19 protein-coding genes are annotated in these 17,800 nt (G+C 43.9%); all 19 read left to right on the plus strand.

Features of this window, described 5'->3' with window-relative positions; translation table 11 throughout:
* Positions 1–82 precede the first annotated feature (82 nt).
* The 19 genes from RTR43_RS06165 to nuoH all read left to right on the plus strand — a co-directional run bounded on the left by RTR43_RS06165 (position 83) and on the right by nuoH (position 17,764).
* Complete coding sequence (locus RTR43_RS06165; RefSeq protein ID WP_312470444.1) at positions 83–379, plus strand: transposase; 297 nt, start codon at positions 83–85, stop codon at positions 377–379.
* A gap of 14 nt (positions 380–393) precedes the next feature.
* Positions 394–1,290, plus strand: a complete 897-nt coding sequence (locus RTR43_RS06170; protein ID WP_312470597.1) for an IS3 family transposase — start codon at positions 394–396, stop codon at positions 1,288–1,290.
* 440 nt (positions 1,291–1,730) lie between these two features.
* Entirely contained in the window at positions 1,731–2,711 is a 981-nt protein-coding gene (locus RTR43_RS06175) for a nuclease-related domain-containing protein (RefSeq protein WP_312470446.1), read from the plus strand.
* Between the two features lie 32 nt (positions 2,712–2,743).
* Positions 2,744–5,023 (plus strand): S8 family serine peptidase, encoded by a 2,280-nt coding sequence (locus tag RTR43_RS06180; protein WP_312470447.1) that lies wholly within the window; start codon positions 2,744–2,746, stop codon positions 5,021–5,023.
* A 328-nt stretch (positions 5,024–5,351) separates the two neighbouring features.
* Positions 5,352–5,570, plus strand: coding sequence for an AtpZ/AtpI family protein (locus tag RTR43_RS06185; protein WP_312470448.1), 219 nt, complete (start codon positions 5,352–5,354; stop codon positions 5,568–5,570).
* Positions 5,571–5,576: 6 nt separating this feature from the next.
* Positions 5,577–5,957 carry an ATP synthase subunit I gene (locus RTR43_RS06190; RefSeq protein WP_248734270.1) on the plus strand — a complete coding sequence of 127 codons (381 nt, stop codon included), beginning with the start codon at positions 5,577–5,579 and terminating at the stop codon, positions 5,955–5,957.
* Positions 5,958–5,976: 19 nt separating this feature from the next.
* The gene (gene atpB / locus RTR43_RS06195; protein WP_312470449.1) at positions 5,977–6,690 is read left to right on the plus strand and encodes a F0F1 ATP synthase subunit A; all 714 of its coding nucleotides are present in this window, start codon (positions 5,977–5,979) and stop codon (positions 6,688–6,690) included.
* A gap of 66 nt (positions 6,691–6,756) precedes the next feature.
* Positions 6,757–6,969 carry a F0F1 ATP synthase subunit C gene (atpE, locus tag RTR43_RS06200; RefSeq protein ID WP_066093867.1) on the plus strand — a complete coding sequence of 71 codons (213 nt, stop codon included), beginning with the start codon at positions 6,757–6,759 and terminating at the stop codon, positions 6,967–6,969.
* Between the two features lie 379 nt (positions 6,970–7,348).
* Positions 7,349–7,873, plus strand: coding sequence for a F0F1 ATP synthase subunit B (locus RTR43_RS06205; RefSeq protein ID WP_312470454.1), 525 nt, complete (start codon positions 7,349–7,351; stop codon positions 7,871–7,873).
* Positions 7,870–8,406 carry a F0F1 ATP synthase subunit delta gene (locus RTR43_RS06210; protein ID WP_312470455.1) on the plus strand — a complete coding sequence of 179 codons (537 nt, stop codon included), beginning with the start codon at positions 7,870–7,872 and terminating at the stop codon, positions 8,404–8,406. Before RTR43_RS06205 ends, RTR43_RS06210 begins: the two co-directional genes overlap by 4 nt.
* Positions 8,407–8,430: 24 nt before the next feature.
* Positions 8,431–9,939 (plus strand): F0F1 ATP synthase subunit alpha, encoded by a 1,509-nt coding sequence (gene atpA, locus RTR43_RS06215; protein WP_248734266.1) that lies wholly within the window; start codon positions 8,431–8,433, stop codon positions 9,937–9,939.
* A gap of 96 nt (positions 9,940–10,035) precedes the next feature.
* Positions 10,036–10,893, plus strand: a complete 858-nt coding sequence (gene atpG / locus RTR43_RS06220) for an ATP synthase F1 subunit gamma (RefSeq protein ID WP_312470458.1) — start codon at positions 10,036–10,038, stop codon at positions 10,891–10,893.
* 185 nt (positions 10,894–11,078) lie between these two features.
* On the plus strand, positions 11,079–12,500 hold the full coding sequence (gene atpD / locus RTR43_RS06225; protein WP_248734264.1) for a F0F1 ATP synthase subunit beta: 1,422 nt from the start codon (positions 11,079–11,081) through the stop codon (positions 12,498–12,500).
* A 20-nt stretch (positions 12,501–12,520) separates the two neighbouring features.
* Positions 12,521–12,928: a F0F1 ATP synthase subunit epsilon gene (locus tag RTR43_RS06230; RefSeq protein ID WP_248734263.1), complete on the plus strand. Its 408-nt coding sequence runs from the start codon at positions 12,521–12,523 to the stop codon at positions 12,926–12,928.
* A gap of 539 nt (positions 12,929–13,467) precedes the next feature.
* Positions 13,468–13,842 (plus strand): NADH-quinone oxidoreductase subunit A, encoded by a 375-nt coding sequence (locus RTR43_RS06235; RefSeq protein ID WP_248734262.1) that lies wholly within the window; start codon positions 13,468–13,470, stop codon positions 13,840–13,842.
* Positions 13,833–14,345: a NuoB/complex I 20 kDa subunit family protein gene (locus RTR43_RS06240; protein WP_312470461.1), complete on the plus strand. Its 513-nt coding sequence runs from the start codon at positions 13,833–13,835 to the stop codon at positions 14,343–14,345. The genes RTR43_RS06235 and RTR43_RS06240 overlap by 10 nt, the downstream gene beginning before the upstream one ends.
* Before the next feature lie 3 nt (positions 14,346–14,348).
* Positions 14,349–15,656: an NADH-quinone oxidoreductase subunit C gene (locus tag RTR43_RS06245; protein WP_312470463.1), complete on the plus strand. Its 1,308-nt coding sequence runs from the start codon at positions 14,349–14,351 to the stop codon at positions 15,654–15,656.
* Between the two features lie 3 nt (positions 15,657–15,659).
* Positions 15,660–16,760: an NADH-quinone oxidoreductase subunit D gene (locus RTR43_RS06250; RefSeq protein WP_312470465.1), complete on the plus strand. Its 1,101-nt coding sequence runs from the start codon at positions 15,660–15,662 to the stop codon at positions 16,758–16,760.
* Positions 16,760–17,764 (plus strand): NADH-quinone oxidoreductase subunit NuoH, encoded by a 1,005-nt coding sequence (nuoH, locus tag RTR43_RS06255; protein ID WP_248734258.1) that lies wholly within the window; start codon positions 16,760–16,762, stop codon positions 17,762–17,764. The genes RTR43_RS06250 and nuoH overlap by 1 nt, the downstream gene beginning before the upstream one ends.
* Positions 17,765–17,800: the final 36 nt, after the last annotated feature.

Consider the following 17,800-nt stretch of genomic DNA (forward strand, 5'->3'; position numbering starts at 1 on the left):
AAAATTGAAGCTAGTATAAAAAGTGGACACCGGTTGTGGCGTCATGTTTAAATCAATACAACAATAAAAGGGCGGGTTTAACATGGCGAAAAAGTATCCTAAAGAGTTTAAAGAATATGTTTCTAAATTAATTGTCATCGACGGAAAGAAAAGGGTAGATATTTGTAATGAACTAAAGCTTCCATATGATACGGTTCAGAAATGGGTAAGCAGTTACAAAAAAAGTAAACAGGATGCTGAAAAGGCTAGACAAAATCAGTTACTAACAGCTTCTGAATACAAGGAACTTTATGAAGCTGAGCTATCAAAAAGACTAGAGATTGAGGAGGAGAACGCAATTTTAAAAAAGGCCATGCACATCTTCACGCAAGAAAAGTAGAAAGGTTTGCTTTCATACAGTCCAATAAAAAGGATCATTCTATTGTGAAGATGTGTAAAGTGTTAGGTGTTTCAACCTCCGGTTATTATGTTTGGGAGAAACGTCAGAATCAGGATGAAACCGAAAAGGAAAAGTGGAATCGTCAGCTAGACGAACGGATAAAGTTCCACTTTTATGATAACCTTTCGGCATTCGGCAGCCCTAGGATTCATGATAAGCTGGTAAATCAGGACAAAATCAAGGTTTCTCAAAAAACAGTAGCTATCCGTATGAGGACATTAGGTCTGTTTGCTACTAAGCCGAAAAAGTATATCAATACGACTGATTCTAATCATCAAAAACCTGTCTATCCAAACGAACTAAACCGAGAGTTCTATCCTGAAGCGCCCAACCGTGTTTGGGTAACGGATATCACCTACATTCACACTGGTGAGGGGTTTATTTTCCTTAATCCAGTAATCGATTTGTTTTCCCGACGAGTCGTTAGTTATGCCATTGATGATCAAATGGATCATACACTGCCACTTCGTGCCTTAAAGGAAGCTGTAACACTACGTAAGCCGTCTGAGGGCTGGATCCACCATTCAGACCGAGGAACTCAATACTGTTCTAAAAAGTACACAGAAGCATTGAAGGAAGCTAAAGCTGTAATCAGTATGAGCAGAAAAGCTACTCCGCATGATAATGCTTGTATTGAGTCATTTTTTGCGTCATTAAAGAAAGAGTATCTCTATAAGTTTGTATTTCCAACAAAAGTGGAGGCCGTCGCAGCTGTAAAGTTTTATATCGAATTTTATAACCGTAAACGCACGCACTCTACGCTTGGATACGCCACACCGATTGAATATGAATTGGCGTACGAACAGGCGCAACGAAATAACGCCAGTGTAAGTCATGTGTCCTCAGCCTGAAAGAACAATTGTTTTTCAAATTGTTCTTTTAGGCTGAGGTCTCCAAGCGAAGTGTGAACGAAGCGCGGAAGAAAAAAATACGCCACTACTTGGCAGAAAAAAGTCTATTTTATTGACAGAAGTCCAAAATGAGCCATTAACGTGAAAAAATGAGCCAAAACCTCCGATAAATGAGCCAATCGACTTTTTAAGCTAAATAAGTGGGCCAAAAACCAGCCCATTTACCTCAGAAAATGCCGATTTCTATTATCAAAAATACTGCCCCGTCAAAAAACCTCTTAAAAAAGGACTTTTCTGCCCAAATGAGCGAAAAAATGACCGTTACTTTACAATCTTCAACAAACTGAAAAACGTTCACAAAAAATTGCCAATTAAGTGGAAGGGGTTTTCCTTCTGAATAAGGAAAATTAGAGGTTAAAGACAAAAAAGGAGGAGTAGGCATGATTATAAATGAAAGGAAGATTCCAATACCACTTTTACAACGGGAGGCACTTCTTCGGAGGATAGATAAGCTTCATTCGAGATACAAGGATATTGAAAAGGAACTAATTAATTGGAAAACAGGATATTCGGGAGAGAAAAATGTGGATTATTATTTTTCCTATTTGCCAGATGAACCATATAGGATCATCAATGACCTTCGTCTGAAATGTAACAATACCTTCCAAATCGATAGTCTTATTTTTTCGCAAATGTTTGGATTGGTTATAGAAATAAAGAATATAACAGGGACGCTGTTTTTTGATAAGCATACAAAAGGTGTAGTCAGAACCTATAAAGATAGTGAAGAAGGGATCGCCAATCCACTGACACAAGCTAGGCGGCATCGTACCCAATTAATAAGTTGGATGATTAAACATAAAATTACCCCAATGCCAATTGAGTATTTAGTTGTTTTTAGTAAAAACTCAACCATTGTAAAAACAAATGAAGGTAATGAGCGTATATTTGAACATATCATTTATGCGGAATATTTAGAGGAAAAAGTGGCCCAAATCGCCGCAAAATATAACAGCCCAGCCCTTAAAGGCAAAGCACTTAACAAACTTTGTGATTACATTCTATCGGAAAATATCCCCTCATATCCTGAAATCCTCAAAACCTATGGAATCTCCCAAACCGATATCATCCGTGGTGTACAATGCCCGACCTGTAAAGCGATTCCGATGATCAGAGTTTCAGCCGCATGGTATTGTCCCACATGTAAAACTTACTCAAAGGATGCTCATTTACAGCCAGTGAGAGATTACTTTCTGTTAATGAACTTACCCATAACATTAAAACAGTTCCAGGAATTCTTGCTGATTGAGCATAGAGGTGTGGCCAAAAATTTACTCCATTCACTAAGCCTTCCCTCGATCGGGGCAAAACGCACCACTCAATACTTTATCCCACCCGACTGCATACTTTCTCCTTTATAAGAAAACGATATGAAAAAAGGGGAATTCGTCACATGAAACTTCTAATCGCCATCCTTCTCTCGATTCATATACCAAAAACACTCATCCACCCACCAATACCGAAACCAACAGAGGACACAATTGCAATTGTTCTCTTGGAAAAATCACAATCCGAACAAGAAATCAACCAGCTCATCAGCCCTTATAAGGACATCAAATTGCGCCGGGTATTTCGTGAAGCTCTCGACGGTTTTTCCGTACAAGGCAGCCCAGAATCAATCGCAAAGCTGGCCGAACAAAAACAAATTCTGAACGTCGCGCCGGTCACGCAGTACCAGGTGCAAACCGAGGAAAGTGTCAAAATTATCGGCGGCGATAAGGTGCGCGGTTTTTTTGACACCAAAAATAAGCGGCTCACCGGAAAAGGAGTGACCGTCGGCGTTATCGATACCGGCGTGGATTACACCCATCCCGACCTGAAAAGGAACTATGCTGGCGGGCACGACCTTGTCGACAATGACCGAGATCCGATGGAAACACGGGCTATCGGGCAGGCAACCATCCACGGCACCCATGTCGCCGGAATTATTGCCGCCAATGGAAAAATAAAAGGCGTTGCGCCAGAGGCAAACATTGTTGCCTACCGGGCGCTCGGACCAGGCGGCGGCGGGACAACGGAGCAGGTACTGGCGGCGATTGATCAGGCAATCAAAGATAAAGTGGATATTGTCAATCTTTCGCTCGGGAACGATATCAACGGACCTGATTTGCCGATTAGTCTCGCACTAAACAAAGCGGTCGATAAAGGGATTGTTGCCGTGGCGGCGTCAGGAAATTCCGGACCGAATGTGTGGACCGTCGGTTCACCGGGGACAGCCTCAAAGGCCATCTCTGTCGGGGCCTCTACTCCGACGATGGAAATTCCATCCCTATTAATAGAAGGAACGCAGGGGATTTTCCGGATTCAGCCAATGGAGGGCTCGGCCAACTGGGTGCTTGATCGTTCTCTTGACATAGTCGACGCGGGACTGGGCAGGAAAAGTGAGTTAAAGGATGTCCAAGGGAAAATCGCCTTAATAAAAAGGGGAACATTAACCTTTGCGGAAAAGGCAGAAAATGCACGACAAGCGGGTGCCACTGCTGTTCTAATCTACAATAATATGAGTGGGGGCTTCATGGGGAACCTCGATACTCAGCTGACCATCCCTGTCGGATCACTCTCGAAGGGTGACGGAGTTTTTTTTCAAAAAGAATTAAAAAAACGAAGTCTCACAGCAAAGGTCATGGTCAGCGAAGCACGGGATTTGCTGGCGGACTTCAGTTCACGGGGGCCGGTGACGGGGACGTGGGAAATCAAACCGGACGTTGTCGCGCCGGGGGTGGCGATCAACTCGACGATTCCGGGCGGATACTTAAGCTTGCAGGGGACGAGCATGGCGGCACCGCATGTGGCAGGGGCATGCGCGTTAATCAAGCAGGCGCACCCAGACTGGACGCCTGAGCAAATCAAGGCGGCGTTGATGAATACAGCAAAACCGCTCGTGAAAAAGGTGGAATTGACGACGAAACTGGACCGAAGGAATAGCGGTACTGGAAAAAGTGGGTCCGACACCACCGGGAACAGACGGGCGGCCAGTGGTGACGAACCTAGTTATTACCGCACCTTTGAGCAGGGAGCAGGCAGAATTCAGGTAGACGAGGCCATCAAGGCTTCCTCACTCGTTTCGCCGAGCAGCATCAGGTTCGGGAAGTTTTCGGACAAGAGACACTCACATAAAGCTTTTTTGCATGTTGAAAATACGAGTAACCAACCACAGCGCTATTCGTTTGCGATTCCCAAACAAGTAGAGGGGTTAAGCTGGCGGTTTCCGTTAGCGTTTGCCTTGGAAGCGAAGCAATCCAAGGATGTCACGGTGGAGTTAATGGTCGACCCGCAGATATTTAAAGGGAAAATCCATGATGGCTACCTTAGTCTGCTGGCTGGGGCGAAGATCATTCAAATTCCGTATCTGTATGTGCTTGAGGAGCCGGGCTATCCAAGGGTGATGGGCTTTGAGTTTGCGGAGGGAGATAAACCAGGCAGGTACAGGTATGAGGTGTATTTGCCTGGTGGGGCGGAGGAGTTTGGGATTGCCTTGTTTAACCCAGAGGATTACCGATTTATCGGCTTTTTGGATACGAGCACGAATCTGAATAAGGGGCTTATCAAGAAAGAGATACCCAGTGAGCAGCTACCGGCTCCAGGGACGTACTTGGTGAAGATTTTTGCGAAGAAGGCAAATAAGGAAGATTTTATTGACAGGATGATCAGCATTGGAGAAAAAGTAGACTAGACGGCCACTAGTCTACTTGCATCAATAAGTTTTTAATTAAAGATCGAAAAAACGTTCACAAAATAGACACAAACTAGCCATAAAACTTTAAAGATTTCCAATACAATAATAGTGTAAACCAGAATGATATAATGGAAGGATTTACGGGAAATTGTTTGTGGATTAATTCACGTAAACTCATTGACATTGAAAGGTGCCTATTGTATGCTAACAAAGGGTGTAAATGATAGGGTTTTCATATTCATTTTCATATTGTGAACAGCTTTGTCATATTGCCCGAATACCTCGTTGTCCGTTGCCGATTCTCTTAAATGTGGGGGAGAAAAGGATGCAAAAAGACCGCAATTCATTTAAGGCGATGGCCCTAATGTCCGCAATCCTCTCACAATTGGTGGGAGCCACTCTTATCGGTATTTTTTCAGGAAGATGGCTGGATAGTTACTTAGGCACAGAACCAATTTTCTTAATAATCGGATTGTTCATCGGACTCGCGGCAGGTATATATTTCATATTTATATCGATCCGTCATTTCTTTACAGGAGATTAATCAACCATGCCGGAACTTCAATTAATGTTTGCAAGACAACGAAGATGGATGTTTTCTTTATTATCTATTTATGTACTCGGCTGGGGGTTCACGTCTTATCAATCTATTTTTTTAGGATTGGTGCTTGGGACGAGTTTGAGCCTTTTTAATTTGTGGTTAATGGTAAGAAAGATGGACAAGTTTGGGGATGCTGTATCACAAGGGAAAAAGGTACGATCACTCGGATCTTTTTCAAGATTTGCGACGGCGGCATTGGCTGTAATGATTGCCATGAGGTATCCTGAGCATTTTAGCTTAATCACTATGGTTATAGGGTTAATGACATCCTATATTGTCATTATAATAGATTTTTTTTATTTCACAGCATTAAAAATACATAAAAAATGAGGAAGCGAGGTGAATATTGTTGGAACACGAAGCTCCGATAAGAACATTTCTTGGGCTCCAATTTAACATGGCAAATGTTTTGATGATAACCGTTGCAACTGTCATTGTCTTTTTAATTGCCGTCCTATCCACTCGAAAACTAGCCATGAAACCGACTGGAGTCCAGAACTTTATGGAATGGGTCATGGACTTTGTTAAGAATATTATTAACAGCACGATGGATTGGAAAGACGGTGGACGATTTCATGTTCTCGGATTAACGATCATTATGTATGTCTTTGTAGCCAATATGCTGGGATTACCATTTTCAGTCTCAGTTAACGGCGAACTTTGGTGGAAATCACCAACAGCTGATCCAGCTGTGACGTTAACGCTTGCTGTATTAGTGGTAGGGTTATCCCATTTCTATGGTGTAAAAATGAGAGGGGCGGCGGCATATGGGAAAGAATTTTTTAAGCCGTTTTGGTTTATGGTCCCAATCAAAATCATTGAAGAGTTTGCAAATACTCTGACTCTCGGTCTCCGTCTTTACGGAAACATCTACGCGGGTGAAATTTTGTTAGGTTTACTCGCAGGTGGACTAGCAGCATCTGGTCCAGGCGGATGGATAGCCGCAATCGTACCAACGTTGGCTTGGCAGGGCTTCTCAGTCTTTGTCGGTGCCATCCAGGCATTTATCTTTACCATGTTAACAATGGTTTACTTGTCTCACAAAGTGAGCAGTGACCATTAATATAACCGTTCATTCTATGGACAAAAAAATAAAATATTTTATACATTTTAAGGAGGAAAATTACAAATGGGTCTTATAGCAGCAGCAATTGCAATCGGTTTAGCAGCACTAGGTGCCGGTATCGGTAACGGTCTTATCGTATCTAAAACAGTTGAAGGTATCGCTCGTCAACCAGAAGCTCGCGGTATGCTTCAAACAACAATGTTTATCGGGGTTGCGTTAGTAGAGGCGATTCCTATCATCGCGGTTGTAATCGCGTTCATGGTTCAAGGTAAATAATATTAACCAATAAACGTTCCAAAATGGCGAAGATCATTTCCGTGAGAACCTTCGCCATTCGTTTATGTCCATATCCATTAGGGCAATGTTGAAAAACAAAAAACGGATGGAACCTTCACTTAAATATGTGAAATGACGAATGAAAATGATGGTTTTGTGGATAAGGGGCGGAGCGCCGCAAAAATGAATCAATATATCCAATCGTGGTGAAAAAATACATTTTCGCCTCGAATGACCTGAAGCTCTGCTCTGCTCACACCGCCTTTATTAAGTTAGATTGGTTCTTTGAATGAATTGTAGTTCCATTGTCGATGGTGGCGTGGAACCCTATATAGGTTTTCTATATAAAGGAATGACTCTTGAAGGGAGTGAACCCGAGGTGTTTACAAGCAGTCTAGTATTAGGTGCAGCAGCGCACACTGGTATCAATTACGGTGATATTGTTTTCCAACTACTAATGTTTATCGTTTTAATGGTATTGCTGAAAAAATTCGCGTGGGGCCCGTTAATGGGTATAATGAAGCAGCGTGAAGAGCATGTTGCGAATGAAATCACAGCAGCGGAAAATAGCCGTAAAGAAGCAGCGAAATTAGTAGACGAACAAAGAAATATGTTAAAAGAAGCTCGCACAGATGCACAAAACTTGATTGAATCTGCTAAAAAGCAAGGCGATCTTCAGCGTGAAGAAATCATTGCTACAGCTCGCGGCGAAGCTGAACGTCTAAAGGAATCAGCGAAGCTTGAAATTGAGCAGCAAAAAGAAAAAGCAGTTGCCGCGATTCGCGAACAGGTTGCATCATTATCAGTCTTAATTGCTTCTAAAGTAATTGAGAAAGAATTGAGCGCACAAGATCAAGATAAACTCATTAACGAATATATTCAAGAGGCAGGAGAAGAGCGATGAGTAGCTCCATGGTAGCAAAGCGCTACGCGTTGGCTCTTTTCCGAATTGCCAAAGAACAACAGCTTCTTGGAGTAATAGAAGAAGAACTTCGTGTAGTGAAAGAAGTTGTCGGATACAATCCAGAATTTAAGGCCCTATTAAAATCTTCCAAACTGTCACTGGACAAGAAAAAGGAGATTTTAACACAGGCTTTTGCAACAATTAATGTCTATGTACTCAATACATTGTTAATCTTGATTGACCGTCACCGCGAAGACCAAATCATCGACGTGGCCAATGAATTTATTCAGCTAGCCAATGATGAAATGGGCATTGCTGAGGCAGAGGTACACAGCACACGTGCATTGACAGATGCTGAGCGTGACGGATTATCGGCTGTATTTGCCGCAAAAGTCGGCAAGAAATCACTAAGAATTGAAAATATCGTAGATTCCAACCTTCTCGGCGGTCTGCGCCTTCGGATTGGAAATCGTATATATGATGGTAGCTTGCGTGGCAAGCTCGATCGTTTAGAACGTAAATTGTTAACCTAAGATTCGTAGATAGGGGTGAAACTCATGAGCATCAAAGCTGAAGAAATCAGTGCCCTGATAAAAAAGCAAATCGAAAACTATCAGGCAGAAATTCAAGTGACTGATGTCGGTACAGTTATCTCCGTAGGTGACGGTATCGCTCGTGTTCATGGCCTCGACAATGTCATGGCTGGAGAACTTGTTGAATTTTCGAACGGCGTTATGGGTATGGCACAAAACCTGGAAGAAAATAACGTCGGTATCATCATCCTTGGACCTTTCACCGAAATTCGTGAAGGTGACGAGGTTCGCCGTACAGGACGCATCATGGAGGTTCCAGTTGGTGAGGCGTTAATCGGCCGTGTTGTTAACTCATTAGGACAACCAATCGATGGAATGGGTCCAATCCATTCAACAAAAACTCGTCCTGTTGAAGCTGTTGCTTCTGGGGTTATGGCTCGTAAATCCGTTCATGAGCCATTGCAAACAGGGATTAAAGCGATTGACTCTCTCGTTCCAATCGGACGTGGTCAACGTGAGTTAATCATCGGTGACCGTCAAACAGGTAAAACATCTGTTGCCATCGATACAATTTTGAACCAAAAAGGTCAAAATATGATCTGTATCTATGTTGCCATTGGTCAAAAAGAATCAACGGTTCGTAATGCAGTTGAAACTCTTCGTAAGAATGGTGCATTGGAATATTCAATCGTTGTGTCAGCATCTGCTTCACAACCAGCACCGCTTCTTTTCTTAGCTCCATATGCGGGCGTTGCAATGGCTGAAGAGTTTATGTATGCAGGTAAACACGTATTAATCGTATACGATGATTTGTCTAAACAAGCGGCAGCTTACCGTGAGCTTTCCTTGTTGCTTCGTCGTCCTCCAGGTCGTGAAGCTTATCCAGGGGATGTATTCTACTTACACTCCCGCTTACTTGAGCGTGCAGCTAAATTAAACGATACACTTGGGGCTGGTTCGATCACGGCCTTACCATTTATTGAAACACAAGCAGGTGACGTTTCTGCTTATATTCCAACAAACGTTATCTCCATCACAGATGGACAAATTTTCTTGCAATCAGACCTTTTCTTCTCCGGTGTTCGCCCAGCGATCAACGCAGGTCTTTCCGTTTCTCGTGTAGGAGGATCCGCGCAAATCAAAGCGATGAGGAAGGTAGCCGGTACACTCCGTCTTGATCTTGCTTCTTACCGTGAATTAGAAGCATTTGCTCAGTTCGGTTCTGACCTTGATAAAGCAACACAAGCCAAGCTTGCTCGTGGTGCCCGTACAGTTGAGGTTTTAAAGCAGGACCTAAACAAGCCGCTTGCGGTTGAAAAGCAAGTAGCAATTCTTTATGCCTTAACACGCGGTTTCCTTGATGATATTCCATTAGAGGATGTCCGTCGTTTTGAATCTGAATTCCATAACTGGTTAGACCACAACCGCAAAGAGTTGTTAGACCATATTACACAAACGAAGGATCTTCCTTCTGATGACGATATGGCTTCTGCAATCAACGACTTCAAAAAGACGTTTGCAGTTTCCGAATAATAGGGTCTGACATTTAGAACGGTGAAGGTGTTGGGCGCACGAGTTGGTGCCTGACACCGGAGCCAGACATTCTTTGAATGAGGGTGGTGAGAACCTATGGCTTCCTTACGCGATATAAAAAATAGTATTAATTCTACAAAAAAGATGAGTCAAATTACGAAAGCTATGGAAATGACGTCCGCAGCTAAATGGAACCGTGGCGTAATGAATGCAAAAGCATTCGTTCCTTACATGGAAAAAATCCAGGAAGTAACGGCGTCGATTGCGATTGGCGCAGGCGGTGTGAATCATCCAATGTTGCAGCATCGTCCCGTTAAGAAAACCGGTTATATTGTCATGACAAGCGACCGCGGACTTGCTGGTGCCTTTAACAGTAACGTGATTCGTAAAGTTCATCAAACAATCCAAAGCCGTCATCAATCGAAGGATGAGTACGCGATTATTGCCATCGGTAGAGTCGCACGTGACTTTTTTGTGAAGCGCGGCATGAATGTAATCCTCGAAATCGTCGGGGTGTCAGACCAGCCAAGCTTTGAAAGCATTAAAGATATTACCAGCTCAACGGTTGGTATGTTTGCGGATGGAACGTTCGATGAACTATATGTTTACTACAATCATTATCAAAGTGCGATTTCTCAGGAGGTTACCGAGAAGAAGCTGCTTCCACTTGCGGATTTATCGACTTCTCATAAGCTGATTTCCTATGAATTTGAGCCGTCAGCAGAAGAAATTTTAGAAGTTCTCCTGCCGCAATATGCGGAAAGCTTAATTTATGGTGCGCTTTTAGACAGTAAAGCCAGTGAGCATGCTGCCCGGATGACAGCCATGAGAAATGCGACTGATAATGCACAGGAAATGATTAAATCCTATTCGCTTAAATACAACCGTGCTCGTCAAGCTGCGATTACGCAAGAAATCGCAGAAATCGTCGGTGGTGCGGCTGCATTAGAATAGAAAAGCGGAAGCGCCAAGGCTGCTTGCGTTAGACAATAATAATTATAATTTGGTGCCTGACACCATTTTCTTTGGTTTAAACGGAGTCGAAGGCTGTGCTGCCTTTGAGTCTGCTATATTTTTTGAAAAAAAGAAGAGCCCCGAGGCTTGGATAGGTTTGAAAGAGTAAGTTAGGAGGGAAAACGATGAACAATGGACGCGTTCTTCAGATTATGGGTCCGGTAGTTGACGTGAAGTTTGACGGCGGCAATCTTCCTGAGATCTATAATGCGTTGAAGGTTGTAAGTAAAGCGCATAATGCATCAGAAGTTGATATCAACTTAACCCTTGAAGTAGCCCTTCATTTAGGTGATGATACAGTTCGTGCGATTGCGATGGCTTCTACTGATGGTTTAACACGCGGTTTAGAAGTGGTTGATACAGGTGCGCCAATTTCGGTACCAGTTGGTGATGTGACCCTTGGCCGTGTATTTAACGTTTTAGGTGAAGCGATTGACCTTGTGGAAGATGTTCCAGCGAGTGCTCGCCGTGATTCGATTCACCGTGAAGCACCAACGTTTGAAAATCTTTCTACAGAGGTAGAAATTCTTGAAACGGGTATTAAGGTAGTAGACTTGCTTGCTCCATACATTAAAGGTGGAAAAATCGGTCTATTCGGTGGTGCCGGTGTAGGTAAAACGGTTTTAATCCAGGAGTTAATTAATAACATCGCTCAGGAGCACGGTGGTATTTCGGTATTTGCCGGTGTAGGTGAGCGTACACGTGAAGGTAATGACCTTTTCCATGAAATGACGGATTCTGGTGTTATCAAGAAAACAGCGATGGTATTCGGACAAATGAATGAGCCGCCAGGTGCACGTATGCGTGTTGCCTTGACTGGTTTGACGATGGCTGAGTATTTCCGTGATGAGCAAGGACAGGACGTGTTGTTCTTCATGGATAACATTTTCCGCTTCACGCAAGCAGGTTCTGAGGTTTCCGCGTTACTTGGTCGTATGCCATCTGCCGTTGGTTACCAACCAACACTTGCTACAGAAATGGGCCGCTTGCAAGAGCGTATCACTTCTACTAACGTAGGTTCTGTTACTTCAATCCAAGCGATTTATGTACCAGCCGATGACTATACGGATCCGGCTCCGGCGACAACTTTCGCGCACTTGGATGCAACAACGAACCTTGAGCGTAAGCTTTCTGAGATGGGTATTTACCCAGCGGTGGATCCACTTGCGTCGACTTCTCGTGCACTATCACCTTCCATTGTTGGTGAAGAGCATTATGAGGTAGCACGTAAAGTACAGCAAACCTTACAGCGTTATCGTGAATTACAGGATATTATCGCGATTCTTGGTATGGACGAACTTTCTGATGATGATAAGTTGGTCGTACACCGTGCGCGTCGTATTCAGTTCTTCTTATCGCAAAACTTCCACGTGGCTGAGCAGTTTACTGGCCAGCCAGGTTCATATGTACCTGTAAAAGAAACGGTTAAAGGGTTCAAAGATATCCTTGCTGGTAACTATGATCACCTTCCAGAAGATGCATTCCGTCTTGTTGGACGCATTGAAGATGTGATTGAGGCCGGAAAACGCATGGGTGTAGAAGCCTAAGTACGCCAGGAGGGTAAAAAATGAAGACGATTAAAGTCAGTGTTGTTACTCCCGATGGCCCGGTGTATGATTCAGATGTGGAAATGGTGAGTACGAAGGCTCAAAGTGGTGAGCTCGGAGTTTTACCTGGTCACATTCCGATGGTTGCGCCGCTTCAAATTGGTGCCGTTCGTCTTAAGAAAGAGGGCAAGATGGAGTTTATTGCGGTCAGCGGTGGATTTTTAGAGGTCCGTCCTGATCAAGTGACGATTCTTGCTCAGTCTGCTGAGACAGCATCTCACATTGATGTGGAACGTGCTCTAAGAGCGAAGGAACGTGCCGAGCAGCGGATGCGCGAACAGAAGGCCGAGCATATCGACTTCAGACGTGCTGAGCTTGCGTTACAGCGTGCCATCAATCGCCTCGCCGTATCGGAAAAAAGATTTTAATTTTTTGAAAAAATAGGGAAACCCCTTTGTACAGCATGTTGCTGTGCGGAGGGGTTTTTTTGGTTGTAACGGGGCCATGTGGAGAGTTTTTACTGAGATTTTTTAGTTACCTAGGCCAATCAGGCGACTGGCTTTTTCGAAGGTGAACAAATAATAAGGAAGGGAAAGAGGAACTAGATTATGTGAAAATCGAATGAAATTGAAAGAATAGAATAAGAATGGTAGGGGAAGAGGAAAAAAGAATGGTAGGTGAATTTTTTAAAAAGAAAAGTTGTCAAATAAAAAAATGTAATTAAATATAAAAAATTTATAACAAAACTCACTGACAGTGTGTATGGATTGTTGTTAAATAGGGGTTGTTGTCGAATAGTTATGGGGTTAATAACGGTTCTTGTAAGCCTTTAAAGAGGGAATTTTGGAGAAATTTGAATTCCATTTTTAAGTAGATGGCTTGTCGACACGAGTTTGTAACAATGCTATAATGAATTCGGTTACAATATTGATTAGTTTAAAAATTTTCAACATTGGAGGGGATGGACATGGAACTTTTAAATGTATATCAGAATAATTATCTGATAGTTTTTGTGTTCCTATGTCTTGGGGTACTGCTGCCGGTGGTGGCGTTATATTTGGGTAAGCTTTTGCGTCCGCATGTTCCGAGTGATGCGAAGTATACCACATATGAGAGCGGTATTGAGCCATTTCACGATTCCCGTGTACAGTTCAATGTCCGCTATTATATTTTTGCCCTAATGTTTGTTATTTTTGATGTGGAAACGGTGTTTTTATATCCATGGGCTGTGGCTTATGACAAGCTGGGGATTTTTGCATTGGTGGAGATGCTGATTTTTGTCATCATGCTATTAATCGGACTAGTGTATGCTTGGAAAAAGAAGGTGCTACGATGGATTTAAAACTAGACGCTATTTCACCTATGGAAATGGAAGAGTTACAGAGAAATGTATTTATGACTACGCTGGAGCAAATTAAGGCTTGGGCTCGAAGCAGTTCGATCTACCCAATGACATTTGGTCTGGCTTGTTGTGCGATTGAAATGATGGGTGTGGGTGGTGCGAATTATGACTTGGACCGTTTTGGGTCATTTTTCCGGACGTCACCACGGCAATCGGATTGTATGATTGTTTCTGGAACGGTGACGAAGAAGATGGCACCGATTTTACGACGTTTATATGATCAAATGCCTGAGCCAAAATGGGTAATCGCAATGGGTTCTTGTGCGACAGCAGGTGGGCCGTATGTTAAGTCATATGCAGTAGTTAAAGGAGTCGATCAAATCGTTCCTGTTGATGTATACATACCAGGATGCCCTCCAAACCCGGCCGCTTTAATTTATGGAATCAATAAGTTAAAGGAAAAGATTCGCTATGAAGCGAAGACTGGGAAGAAGGTGATCTAACCGATGAGTGGGGAAAAAGACCTTGAGCAGTTAAAGAAAGAGGCTGTTGCAAAAGCAAAAGCGGCAGCAGCAGCGAAACGGCAGGCTAAGGCAGCGGGCACGTCGGCTCCCAAGCAAGATGAAAACCCGGTTGAGCCAGTAAAGGCTGAGGCAGCGACACCGCCAGCTGTAGAAGCAGATTCGGCAAGTGACACCGATGATTTGGCAAAGAAAAAAGCAGCAGCGGTAGCAAAGGCGAAAGCAGCGGCAGCAGCGAAACGAAAAGCAATGGGTGAGGCGCCAGCGGAAGAAAGCGTAGCCGAACCAGCCCCAGCAGCCGATGCCGGTGATGATCTTGCGAAGAAAAAAGCAGCAGCGGTAGCAAAGGCGAAAGCAGCAGCAGCGGCGAAACGAAAAGCAATGGGTGAAGCGCCAGCGGAAGAAAGCGTAGCCGAACCAGCCCCAGCAGCCGATGCCGATGATGATCTTGCGAAGAAAAAAGCAGCGGCGGTAGCAAAGGCGAAAGCAGCAGCAGCGGCGAAACGAAAAGCAATGGGTGAGGCGCCAGCGGAAGAAAGCGTAGCCGAACCGGCCTCAGCAACGGATGCCGATGATGATCTTGCGAAGAAAAAAGCGGCGGCAGTAGCGAAAGCAAAAGCAGCGGCAGCAGCGAAGGCGAAGGCGAAAGCAGCTGGAGCAGGAACAGACGCAGCCTCAGACGGCGACGATGAAAAGGCGAAAGCCATTGCGGCAGCAAAAGCCAAGGCAAAGGCCGCGGCAGCAGCAAAAGCAAAAGCAGCAGCTGGAGTAAAAGCTGGCGACACGTCGATACCGGAGACCGAAACAAAACCATCAGCAAACCAGCCTTTCTTAGATAAGTACAGAAAGGTTATTGAGGAAAACTTAGGTGCTGATGTTTTAGAAGATTCTTATATTAATAAGCTTTCCAAAGATGTTCCAACACTTGTGGCGAAACGTGGTACATATTTTAAAGTAGCCCAATTTTTAAAATATAATGAGCTGTTAGGGTTTGATTATTTATCTGAACTTCATGGATCAGACTTTGAAACACATATGGAAGTTTATGTTCACTTGTACTCATACAAAAATCATCAGTCTGTCGCCTTAAAGGTGAAGATTGATCGTGATGAACCAACAATCGAGTCGTTGCACCCGCTTTGGGCCGGCGCGGAATGGCCTGAATGCGAAGCTTATGATTTATTAGGTATTAAGTTTACAGGACATCCAGACTTACGTCGAATTATGCTCGGCGAAGATTGGGTTGGCCATCCACTGCGAAAAGATTATGAGCCGTACGATGTGGAGGTGTAGAGAGTGATCAGAACAGAAGAAATGATACTAAACGTCGGTCCTCAGCATCCAAGTACACACGGAGTTTTCCGGCTTGTGGTAAAAATTGATGGGGAAGTCATAACCGAGGCAAAGCCTGTCATTGGATATTTACACCGCGGCACGGAAAAATTGGCTGAGGACCTCCAATATACGCAGATTATCCCGTACACAGACCGGATGGATTATCTGTCATCGATGACGAATAATTATGTGATCTGTCATGCTGTTGAAACGATGATGGGAATTGAAGTTCCTGAACGTGCAGATTTCCTGCGCGTCATTGCTATGGAATTGAACCGGGTTGCCAGTCACCTTGTAGCGTGGGGCACTTATATCCTTGACCTTGGGGCGACAAGTCCATTCATCTATGCGTTCCGTGACCGTGAAATGATTATTAACATGCTTAACGAATTATCGGGTGCCCGCTTGACCTTTAACTATATGCGCGTTGGCGGTGTGAAGTGGGATGCTCCTGAAGGTTGGATTGAAAAAGTAAGAGATTTTGTTCCATATATGCGTGAGCAACTACAAGGCTATCACAACCTTGTTTCTGGAAATGAAATCTTCCTAGACCGGGTAAAGGGCATTGGCACGTATACGAGAGAGGATGCCATAAATTATTCACTCAGCGGACCCAATCTTCGCTGCACTGGAGTGAAATGGGATCTTCGTAAAGACGAGCCGTATTCGATTTACAACCGTTTTGACTTTGATGTTCCGGTCGCGGAGAGTGGCGATGCTTTTGCACGTTATCATCTGCGTCTTTCTGAGATTGAAGAATCATTGAAAATCCTTGAACAAGCAGTGGAGCAATTCCCTGCCGAAGGCCAAATTCTAGCCAAAGTGCCGAAAATTATCAAGGCACCTAAAGGTGAAGCCTATGTCAGAATTGAATCACCACGTGGAGAAATTGGCTGCTATATTGCGAGCGATGGTAAAAAAGAGCCGTATCGCTTAAAGTTTAGAAGACCATCCTTCTATAATCTGCAAATTCTCCCAAAACTATTAAAAGGCGAGAATATCGCAAACATGATTGCTATTTTAGGGGCAATTGATATTGTCCTTGGGGAGGTTGACGGCTAATGATAGAAGAATTGCTCCAGTCAAGTCCGGGTTGGGCTAACTTTGGTATTTTCTTTTTACTCGGTGCTGTCTTGCTTTTAATCGTATTAGGCTTCGTTACTTACGGAATTTTAGCAGAACGGAAAGTCATGGGTTACATGCAGCTGCGTCATGGTCCAAACCAGGTAGGTGGCAAATGGGGACTCTTGCAAACCGTCGCTGACGTCCTCAAGCTGTTACTTAAAGAGGACATTATTCCGAAAGCAGCCGATCGGCCATTATTTATCATCGCACCAGTAATTGCCTTCGCGCCATCCTTTATGGTATTAGCGACGATGCCCTTCACTGACAAATTTCAGTTTGCTGATATCGGTGTCGGATTACTTTATTATATTGCCGTTTCCGGATTAACAACCTTTGGAATGCTGCTTGGCGGCTGGGCATCGAATAACAAGTACGCCCTCTTAGGAGGCATGCGTGCAGCTGCCCAGATGATTTCATACGAAATCCCGCTTGTCATGTCCGTCCTAGGCGTTATTCTTTTAACAGGCAGCTTAAATTTAAATGAAATCGTTGCAAAACAGGAGCATGGCTGGTTTATTCTTTTACAGCCAATCGGTTTTATCGTCTTTTTCATTGCATCGATTGCCGAATTAAACCGGACACCATTTGACTTGCCAGAGTCGGAAAACGAACTAGTCGCTGGATACCATGTTGAATATTCAGGTTTCCGCTGGGCCTTCTTTATGCTCGCAGAATATGTGTATTTATTCGCAATGTCCGCACTCATTACCGTCGTCTTCCTTGGTGGATGGTTGCCGCCACTCGCCATCCTTGGATTTATCCCGGGGGCCGTCTGGTTTGCGCTTAAATTCAGTGTCGTCGTCTTCGTCTACATTTGGCTGCGCAGTACGTTCCCGCGTTTCCGCGCCGACCGACTAATGGAGTTTGGCTGGAAAGTACTCCTGCCAGTAGCACTAGCAAACATATTCTTAACCGCCTTAATCAAATCATTATTTTTCTAAGGTGCGGTGCCTGACACCAAATTGCATTATTTGGGA

Source organism: Neobacillus sp. (assembly GCF_031988165.1).
GTDB lineage: Bacteria > Bacillota > Bacilli > Bacillales > Cytobacillaceae > Neobacillus > Neobacillus rhizosphaerae.